The 7,641-nt window shown below is 64.2% G+C and carries 9 protein-coding genes; 6 read left to right on the top strand and 3 right to left on the bottom strand.

Annotation, left to right across the window (positions count from 1 at the left end; all coding sequences use genetic code 11):
- Nucleotides 1-236: 236 nt before the first annotated feature.
- Together AC0QUY_RS38290 and pcaB are read right to left on the bottom strand one after the other, a co-directional pair.
- Nucleotides 237-1,232: a Bug family tripartite tricarboxylate transporter substrate binding protein gene (locus AC0QUY_RS38290; RefSeq protein WP_475391156.1), complete on the bottom strand. Its 996-nt coding sequence runs from the start codon at nucleotides 1,230-1,232 to the stop codon at nucleotides 237-239.
- A gap of 36 nt (nucleotides 1,233-1,268) precedes the next feature.
- The gene (gene pcaB / locus AC0QUY_RS38285; protein ID WP_475391160.1) at nucleotides 1,269-2,606 is read right to left on the bottom strand and encodes a 3-carboxy-cis,cis-muconate cycloisomerase; all 1,338 of its coding nucleotides are present in this window, start codon (nucleotides 2,604-2,606) and stop codon (nucleotides 1,269-1,271) included.
- Nucleotides 2,607-2,743: 137 nt separating this feature from the next.
- Between pcaB and AC0QUY_RS38280 the strand changes: the two genes are divergently transcribed.
- Complete coding sequence (locus AC0QUY_RS38280) at nucleotides 2,744-3,526, top strand: GntR family transcriptional regulator (RefSeq protein WP_475391155.1); 783 nt, start codon at nucleotides 2,744-2,746, stop codon at nucleotides 3,524-3,526.
- Between the two features lie 116 nt (nucleotides 3,527-3,642).
- Here AC0QUY_RS38280 and AC0QUY_RS38275 read toward each other — a convergent pair whose 3' ends face one another.
- Entirely contained in the window at nucleotides 3,643-3,900 is a 258-nt protein-coding gene (locus tag AC0QUY_RS38275; RefSeq protein WP_161856687.1) for a hypothetical protein, read from the bottom strand.
- Nucleotides 3,901-4,174: 274 nt separating this feature from the next.
- Between AC0QUY_RS38275 and coaD the strand changes: the two genes are divergently transcribed.
- From coaD to queA, 5 genes are all read left to right on the top strand, one after another.
- The gene (gene coaD, locus AC0QUY_RS38270; protein WP_161854749.1) at nucleotides 4,175-4,672 is read left to right on the top strand and encodes a pantetheine-phosphate adenylyltransferase; all 498 of its coding nucleotides are present in this window, start codon (nucleotides 4,175-4,177) and stop codon (nucleotides 4,670-4,672) included.
- 43 nt (nucleotides 4,673-4,715) lie between these two features.
- Nucleotides 4,716-5,258 carry a peptidylprolyl isomerase gene (locus tag AC0QUY_RS38265; protein ID WP_161854748.1) on the top strand — a complete coding sequence of 181 codons (543 nt, stop codon included), beginning with the start codon at nucleotides 4,716-4,718 and terminating at the stop codon, nucleotides 5,256-5,258.
- A 4-nt stretch (nucleotides 5,259-5,262) separates the two neighbouring features.
- Nucleotides 5,263-5,703: a hypothetical protein gene (locus AC0QUY_RS38260; protein ID WP_161854747.1), complete on the top strand. Its 441-nt coding sequence runs from the start codon at nucleotides 5,263-5,265 to the stop codon at nucleotides 5,701-5,703.
- Nucleotides 5,679-6,143 carry a peptidylprolyl isomerase gene (locus AC0QUY_RS38255; protein ID WP_475391153.1) on the top strand — a complete coding sequence of 155 codons (465 nt, stop codon included), beginning with the start codon at nucleotides 5,679-5,681 and terminating at the stop codon, nucleotides 6,141-6,143. Before AC0QUY_RS38260 ends, AC0QUY_RS38255 begins: the two co-directional genes overlap by 25 nt.
- Nucleotides 6,144-6,279: 136 nt before the next feature.
- The gene (gene queA, locus AC0QUY_RS38250) at nucleotides 6,280-7,356 is read left to right on the top strand and encodes a tRNA preQ1(34) S-adenosylmethionine ribosyltransferase-isomerase QueA (protein WP_161854745.1); all 1,077 of its coding nucleotides are present in this window, start codon (nucleotides 6,280-6,282) and stop codon (nucleotides 7,354-7,356) included.
- Nucleotides 7,357-7,641: the final 285 nt, after the last annotated feature.

Below are 7,641 nucleotides of genomic sequence, written 5' to 3'. Positions count from 1 at the left end.
CTCATAGAACAACGCAGCTTGTTCGATTTGCCGATGCCCCATCATGACCTTCAGTCCTGCCAATTAGACAGACTGAATCACTGATATCTCTGCGTCGCAACAGCCGCCTTTTTCAACACAATCGGCCGCAAGCAGACCAGACACTCAAACACCGCCCCAGGGAACGACCGTTTCACCAAAACGTCGCGGGCCGGATTGAGTGGCCGCAAAGGAAGGCCACCGGCTACGTTCAGACCTCACTCAATCGTCAGCCCGGCCTTATGGATCAGCGGCACCCAGCGGTCGATTTCCGACTGGACGTAGGCGCGGAAGCCGGTGGGGGTGTTGGTCGCGTCTTGGGGCATTTCCAGGCCGAGCGGGGCGAGGCGGGCGCGCAGGGTCGCGTCCTGAGTGGCCTTGCGGATCGAGGTGTTGAGCCGCTCCACGATCGGTTGCGGCGTGCCTTTGGGGGCGAGGAATCCGAGCCAGACCGGGAAGTCGAGGCCATCGACGCCGAACTCGTTGGTGGAGGGCACGTCGGGCAGGGTGGAAATTCGCGCCGAGCGGAACACCGCCAGCGGGCGCACGGTCTTGGCCTGAATCTGGGCCAGCGCCGTGAGCGACACTTCGACCATGTAGTCGATCTGGCCGGCGATGAGATCGTTCATCGCCGGGCCCGTGCCGCGGTAGGAGACCAGATTGACCTTGGTGCCGAGACGCACGTTCAGCATGGCCGCGCCCATATGCGCCGACGAGCCGGGGCCGGCGGTACCGACATTGAGCTTTGATTCATTGGCGCGGACATAGTCGACGAACGCCTTGAAGTTATCGGGCGGAAGATCGCGCTTGACGATCAGCACCTGCGGGAGATCGCCGAGCAATCCCAGATGTTCGTAATCCGTGATCGGGTTGTACTTCAGGTTTTTATAAAGCCCGACGCTCGACACATGTGTGCCGGCCTGACCGATCTGGATCGTATAGCCGTCGGGTGTCGCGCGGGCAGCCCTGGTCGAGCCGATCGTGCCGCCGGCACCGGCGACGTTTTCGATCACCAGCGTTTGCCCGAGGTCGCGCGAGAGGAATTCGGCATAGATGCGCGCGATTGCATCGGTCGGCCCGCCGGCGGCGAACGGCACGATGACGTTGATCGGCCGGTCCGGATAATTCGCCTGTGCGCGCAGGATCGAGGGCATGCAGAGGGCGCCGGCCAAGCCGAACGTGACGGCGCGGCGATCGAGCGTGCGGGTCGCCATGAATCAATCCTCCCAAATGTCTGTTGTTTGTGTGGTCTATCGTTTGCCGTGACGCGCGAGCACGCGGTCCACCATCGCTCCGGCTGTGCCGAGATAGTTTGATGGCTCGCACAACGCGGCGAGTTGGTCGCGCGGAAGTGCGGATGCGATGGCCGGACGCCGCAACAGGGCATCGAGCAGGGCGTCGCCGCGCTCGAACGCATCGCGGCAGGCGGCATAGACCTCGTCATGGGCCGCCTGGCGGCCGAGCGCGGGCGCAAGCCCCATCATGACCGCTTCGGCTACAATCAGCCCGCGTGTGGATTGCAGGTTTCGCTTCATCGCCTTGGGGTCGACGATCAGGCCGGACAGCATGAATTGCGCCTGCGAAAGCGATCCGGAGGTCAGCAGACACACTTGAGGCAACGCCAGCCATTCGCAATGCCAGGGACCGGTGGCGCGCTCGAGATCCTGCACCATGGCATCCAGCATCAGTGAAGCGGCGTCGCGGGTTGCCTTTGCGTTCGCCAGCAAAATTTCCGAGGAGATCGGATTGCGCTTTTGCGGCATGGTCGAGGAGGCGCCGCGATGCGAGGAGAATGGCTCGAACACCTCGCCGATCTCGGTCGCCATCAGGATCATGACGTCGTAGCCGATCTTGCCGAGCGCGCCGCAGATCACGGCCAGCGTCTGGACCAGTTCGACCAGCCCGTCGCGGGCGACATGCCAGGTGATGTCAGGCTCAGTGAGACCGAGCGCGCCCGCGTAGGCCGCACGCACGTCCAGTCCGCGCTCGCCGAGCGAAGCCAGCGTGCCCGCGGCGCCGCCGAGCTGTGCCTGAAGGGCGCGAGGCTTGGCCTGCTCGAGTCGTTCGGCCGAGCGCTGCAGCGACGATAGCCAAATGGCAGCCTTGTGCCCGAACGTGATCGGCAGCGCCTGCTGCAGATGGGTCCGGCCCGCCATCGGCGTATCGCGGTGGAGGCGGGCGAGACCCGCGAGCGTGGCGATGACCTCGGCGAGCTCTGTTTCGATCAGCGCCACCGCTTCGCGCAGTTGCAGCACGGTCGCCGTGTCCATGATGTCCTGGGTGGTCGCCCCCCAGTGCAAATAGCGGCCGGCTTCGCCGAGGTGCGCCGAGAGCTGGCGTACCAGGCCGACGATGGGATAGCCGACATTCTCGGTGTCGCGCTTCAACTGCTCGATATCCAGCGCGATCGCCGGCGCCTGCCGCGCGATCGCCTCGGCCGCCTCGCGCGGAATCACGCCGGTCTCGCCCTGTGCGGTGGCAAGCGCGACCTCGGCCTGCACATAGGCCCTGAGCTGCGCCTCGTCGGAAAATACCGCCCGCATGGCAGGCGTCGAGAAAACGTCGCGATAGAGGGCGCTGTCGAACATCGTGCTGGCCACGCGCTTGTTTCCTCTCCGTTAATATGTACGGCCATATGATTGATACGTACAAATTTGTCAAGTGCGGGTGCGGGGCTGTAGAAGCCGTGCTATGGCAGCGACCCGACCCGCGAGAACCGTTCGACATGCCGATCTACGAGGACATCGCCCGCGATTTGTTGGAAGCGATCCACCGCGGCCAGTACCCGATCGGCGGTCTGATTCCGACCGAACTCGAGCTTGCGGCGCGTTACGATGTCAGCCGTCAGACCGTGCGGGCGGCAATGCGCCGGCTCACCGAGCTTGGGGCGGTGTCGCGCCGGAAGGGCTCCGGCACGCGGGTCGAGACGCGCGAACGGCCGCAAGAGAGCTTTCAGCAGACGCTCGGCTCATTGAGCGATCTGGTTGAACTCGCCGCAGCTACCGATCGCGATATCAGGCGTATCGAGACCGTGGTGATGGATCGCCAGACCGCAAGGCGCTTTGGCTGTCAGCCGGGGTCGCGCTGGCTTCGGATTCCGTACGTTCGCGCATCGACCAAGCCCAAGAGCTCGCCGCTCGCCTGGGTCAATGTTTATGTCGAGGAAAGCTATGCGGATGCCGTAAGCGACATCCGGAAGGACCGCCGCCTGGTCTGCGACATGATCGCGGACAGTTATGGCGTGATCGCTTCCGAAGTGCATCAGACCGTGGCGGCGACCGTGATTCCGACCGAGTACGCCAAGGCGCTGGGGGCGGAAGCCGGATCGCCCGCGCTGGAAGTCATCCGCCGCTATCTGGATTCGCACGGCCGCCTGTTCGAGATCTCGGAAAGCATCCATCCCGCCGGCCGCTACGTCGTGACGTCGGTGCTCAAGCGCGTCGGTAATCAGGCGACGGCAGACGGCCGTCCGGCGCGATCTCCCGGCAAGACCAAATCGCGCTCCTGAGGCGGGCGGCAGAATTTTCGCGCAAGCCACAGCGTTCAGAACGCAAATGGCGGGCAGGGGGGCATCCCTGCTCGCCATTTCTGCGGTTCCTTGGAGGTCGGAACGAAAATCTGCCGTTACGGGGTGCGATCGGCGGTCACCAGGCGGGCTTCGCGAACCACGGCCTGGGAGCCGGCGGCGCGGAGGCAGGAAGCTTCGAAATTCGGCCAGGCCTGCTGCGAACAATCCTTGCCGACGGTGCGGACAGGGAGCCGGTCGCCCTTGGCCAGCGCCTGCGGCACGCTGGCTTCGACCTGCGGGGCAAAGCCGGGCAGTACGGTCAGCGCGGCAGCGATGAATGCGGCAGCAGCGACAGCGGAAAAAGCCTTGATCATGACGGTCCCCTGTGGTGGGCCTTCGCGGCCCGTCGTTTCGTTGGGCGGACTTGTAGCCAGCGCAAGTTTCCGGCCGTCTTCGCCAAGTCCGAAAATGGTTTCGTCCCGGCCGAGTTTTGTTTCGTCGGCCAGTGGCGGACGAAACAATCCAGCCCGCCCAGGAAGACGCCCGGCGCCCGGGACTGGTTCATTGGCCGATCTGAAATAAAAAGCCGGACCGGCGGGGAACCGGGCCCGGCTTGCCGGGCCGCCCGGGGCGGGGTAGGAGGGTCTCATGCCCCGTATCGCGCTCTATCCCGGTTCATTCGATCCCATCACCAACGGCCATCTGGACGTGGTGAGGCACGCCGTCACCCTGTGTGACCGCCTGATTGTCGCCATCGGCGTCCATTCCGGCAAAAAGCCGCTGTTTTCGACCGAGGAGCGGCTCGAGATGGTTCGGATGACATGTGAGCCGATTGCGCAAAAGGCCGGCTGCGCTCTCGACTGCACCACCTACGACAATCTTACCGTGGCTGCGGCGCGGCAGGTCGGCGCGACCATCATGATTCGCGGCCTGCGCGACGGAACCGATATGGACTACGAGATGCAACTTGCCGGCATGAACGAGGCTATGGCGCCGGACGTGCATACGGTATTCGTGCCGGCATCACCCGCGGTCCGTCCGATCACCGCTACGCTGGTACGCCAGATCGCCGGCATGGGCGGCGACTTCTCCGCCTTCGTGCCGCCCCAGATTGCCGCGAGCCTGAAGTCTAAATTCGCCGGCTGACGCGCGCGTACGCGCTTCCTGCTTTCACATCACCGGAGCTTTCATGATCCGAATTCTCGCCGTTCTCGCCGCGCTGTTCCTGGTTAGCCCCGCGATCGCGCAGCCGCTGCCCGCCAATCTCGACAAGGCGAATGCGATCGTGATCGACACGACCAAGGGCCGCATCGTGATCAAGCTGCGGAACGATCTCGCACCCCAGCATGCCGAGCGCATCAAGCTGCTCGCGCGCGAGGGCTACTACAACAACGTGCCGTTCCATCGCGTGATCGAGGGATTCATGGCGCAGACCGGCGACGGCAAGAATTTCAACGGCACCGGCGGCTCCAAATATCCGAACCTGCCGGCCGAATTCTCCAACGTGCCGTATAAGCGCGGTATCGTCGGCATGGCCCGCACGAGCGATCCCAACTCGGCGAATTCGCAGTTCTTCATCATGTTCGCCGAAGGTTCGTCGCTGAACGGCAAGTACACCGTGATCGGTGAAGTGGTGGCCGGCATGGATGTGGTCGACAAGATCAAGCGCGGCGAGCCCGTCGCCGATCCCGACAAGATGGTGAAGGTGCAAGTCGCATCCGACCTCAAGTGAGGCCATGACGCGGCCGCGCAGCAAGCCATCGCTGCGGTTTGCCGCCGCTCTGGTGTGGCTGGCGTCGGCGGCACACGCCTCGGCCCAGCCGCAGCAACTCGATACCCTCAAGGATGTCTTTGCCAAACTGTATTCGTGCTGGCAGCCGCCGCCTTATTCGCGCGCTGACCCGATGGACATTACCGTCGTCGTCAGTTTCAACCGCGGAGGCGCCATTCTCGGCCAACCCAGGATTACCTATGAATCCGGAAATCCCAGCGAGAATGACCGGATTGCGTACCGGATTGCCGTCATGGAAACCTTGCAACGCTGTACGCCGTTGTCATTTACCGAGGGACTGGGCGGTGCGGTAGCCGGCCGGCCTTTCGCGGTCACTTTCAGAACCCGCAAACGTCCACCCAAACCAGAAGAGAAAAGAGCATGGCTGATACAGAAAATACTTTGATCCTTGAAACCACCCAGGGTCCTGTCACCATCGAGATGCGTCCTGATCTCGCGCCTGGCCACGTCGCCCAGATCCAGAAACTGGTGCGCGAGGGATTTTACGACGGCATCGTGTTCCATCGCGTGATCGAGGGCTTCATGGCGCAGACCGGCTGCCCGCACGGCACCGGCACCGGCGGTTCCGGCAACAAGCTGAAGGCCGAGTTCAACAAGGAGCCGCATGTGCGCGGCACCGTCTCGATGGCCCGCGCTCAGAACCCGGATTCCGGCGACAGCCAGTTCTTCATCTGCTTCGACGATGCCGCCTTCCTCAACGGCCAATACACGGTCTGGGGCAAGGTCACCTCGGGCATGGAGAACGTCGACAAGATCAAGCGCGGCGAGCCGGTGCAGAACCCGGACAAGATCGTCAAGGCGCGGATGGCGCTGGACGCGGCTTGATCCAACCCGTCATTCCGGAGGCCGCGCGACGCGCGGCAATCCGGATTCTCAAGATTCCCCGATGCGCAATCGCGCATCTGAGGTTCGCATCATCGATGCGCCCCGGAATGATGCCCAAGTGAGGCGCGGCCGCGCCATGCGCACCGATCTCTTCGACTTCGAACTTCCTGCCACGTGCATCGCGCTGCGGCCAGCCAGCCCGCGCGATGCCGCGCGCATGCTGGTGGTGCAGCCGGACGGCGTGTTGCACGATCGCACCGTCGCCGAGTTGCCGCAGTGGCTGCAGGCGGGCGATCAGCTCGTCGTCAACGATACCAAGGTGATCTCGGCCCAGCTCAAGGGCCGCCGCATCGGCCGCGAGACCGAGCCGAAGATCGAGGCGACGCTGATCAAGCGGCTCGACGGGTCGCGCTGGCAGGCGCTGGTCAAGCCGGCGAAGAAGCTCGCGCCCGGCGACATCGTTCGCTTCGGCAATGAGGGCAAGGTCTGCCTGCTCGGGCATCTCGACGCCGAGGTCGAGGCCAAGGGCGAAGAGGGCGAGGTCACGCTGTCGTTCTCGTTTCATGGCCCCACGCTCGACCAGGCCATCGCCGATCTCGGCATGCCGCCGCTGCCGCCCTATATCGCCTCCAAGCGCACGCCCGACGATCGCGATGCCGCCGACTACCAGACCATGTTCGCGGCGAACGAGGGCGCGGTCGCCGCGCCGACCGCGGGGCTGCATTTCACGCCTGAGCTGGAAGCTGCGCTACGCGGCCGCGGCGTCGAGCTGCACCGGCTGACCCTGCATGTCGGGGCAGGGACCTTCCTGCCGGTCAAGGTGGAGGAGACCTCCGAGCACAAAATGCACGCGGAATGGGGTTCGATCTCGGCCGATACCGCCCGGGCGTTGAATGCCGCGCGCGCCAAAGGCGGGCGCATCATCGCGGTCGGCACCACGTCGCTGCGGCTGTTGGAAAGCGCGACGCGCGAGGACGGCACCGTTCAGCCGTTCGACGGCGAGACTTCGATCTTCATCACGCCAGGCTATCGCTTTCGCGCGGTCGATATCCTCATGACCAATTTCCACCTGCCGCGCTCGACGCTGTTCATGCTGGTGTCGGCATTCTCCGGTCTCGACACTATGAAGCAGGCCTACGCGCATGCGATTGCGGCCGGCTACCGGTTCTATTCCTATGGGGACGCCTGCCTGCTGTTTCGCGCACGTGATTGACGCCGGGCGTCTTCGCTCGAAAAAGAGGCCCGCCGACCGGGCGGGCAAAGGTTCAGGGAGGAAGCGCTCTGACAAAGAAGCGCCAAGATTGTGTTTCTGCGATTCGGCTGATGTCGCCAAGGTCGTAGTACTACCGTCTTTCGCTACACATCAGCGCCGTGGCCGTCCGGCGACATCAGCTGCTTTCACACGAAAACGCATAGGTGCCGGCGAGTTTGCGCGCCGACGCCGAGGTTCCAACGCTTCCTGGCGTCGGATAGGGTGCGCGCGATCATCTGGAGAACT

It is taken from the genome of Bradyrhizobium sp. WYCCWR15520, assembly GCF_056174665.1.
The sequence above is the reverse complement of the archived record's forward strand: the minus strand, read 5'-3'. Positions and strand labels throughout refer to the sequence as shown.

Excerpts from the sequence above, each read along its gene's own strand:
- AC0QUY_RS38290 (WP_475391156.1), bottom strand. The coding sequence starts at position 1,232 with ATGGCGACCCGCACGCTCGATCGCCGCGCCGTCACGTTCGGCTTGGCC.
- AC0QUY_RS38255 (WP_475391153.1), top strand. The coding sequence starts at position 5,679 with ATGGCTGATACAGAAAATACTTTGATCCTTGAAACCACCCAGGGTCCT.
- coaD (WP_161854749.1), top strand. The coding sequence starts at position 4,175 with ATGCCCCGTATCGCGCTCTATCCCGGTTCATTCGATCCCATCACCAAC.
- queA (WP_161854745.1), top strand. The coding sequence starts at position 6,280 with ATGCGCACCGATCTCTTCGACTTCGAACTTCCTGCCACGTGCATCGCG.
- AC0QUY_RS38260 (WP_161854747.1), top strand. The coding sequence starts at position 5,263 with ATGACGCGGCCGCGCAGCAAGCCATCGCTGCGGTTTGCCGCCGCTCTG.
- AC0QUY_RS38280 (WP_475391155.1), top strand. The coding sequence starts at position 2,744 with ATGCCGATCTACGAGGACATCGCCCGCGATTTGTTGGAAGCGATCCAC.
- pcaB (WP_475391160.1), bottom strand. The coding sequence starts at position 2,606 with ATGTTCGACAGCGCCCTCTATCGCGACGTTTTCTCGACGCCTGCCATG.
- AC0QUY_RS38265 (WP_161854748.1), top strand. The coding sequence starts at position 4,716 with ATGATCCGAATTCTCGCCGTTCTCGCCGCGCTGTTCCTGGTTAGCCCC.
- AC0QUY_RS38275 (WP_161856687.1), bottom strand. The coding sequence starts at position 3,900 with ATGATCAAGGCTTTTTCCGCTGTCGCTGCTGCCGCATTCATCGCTGCC.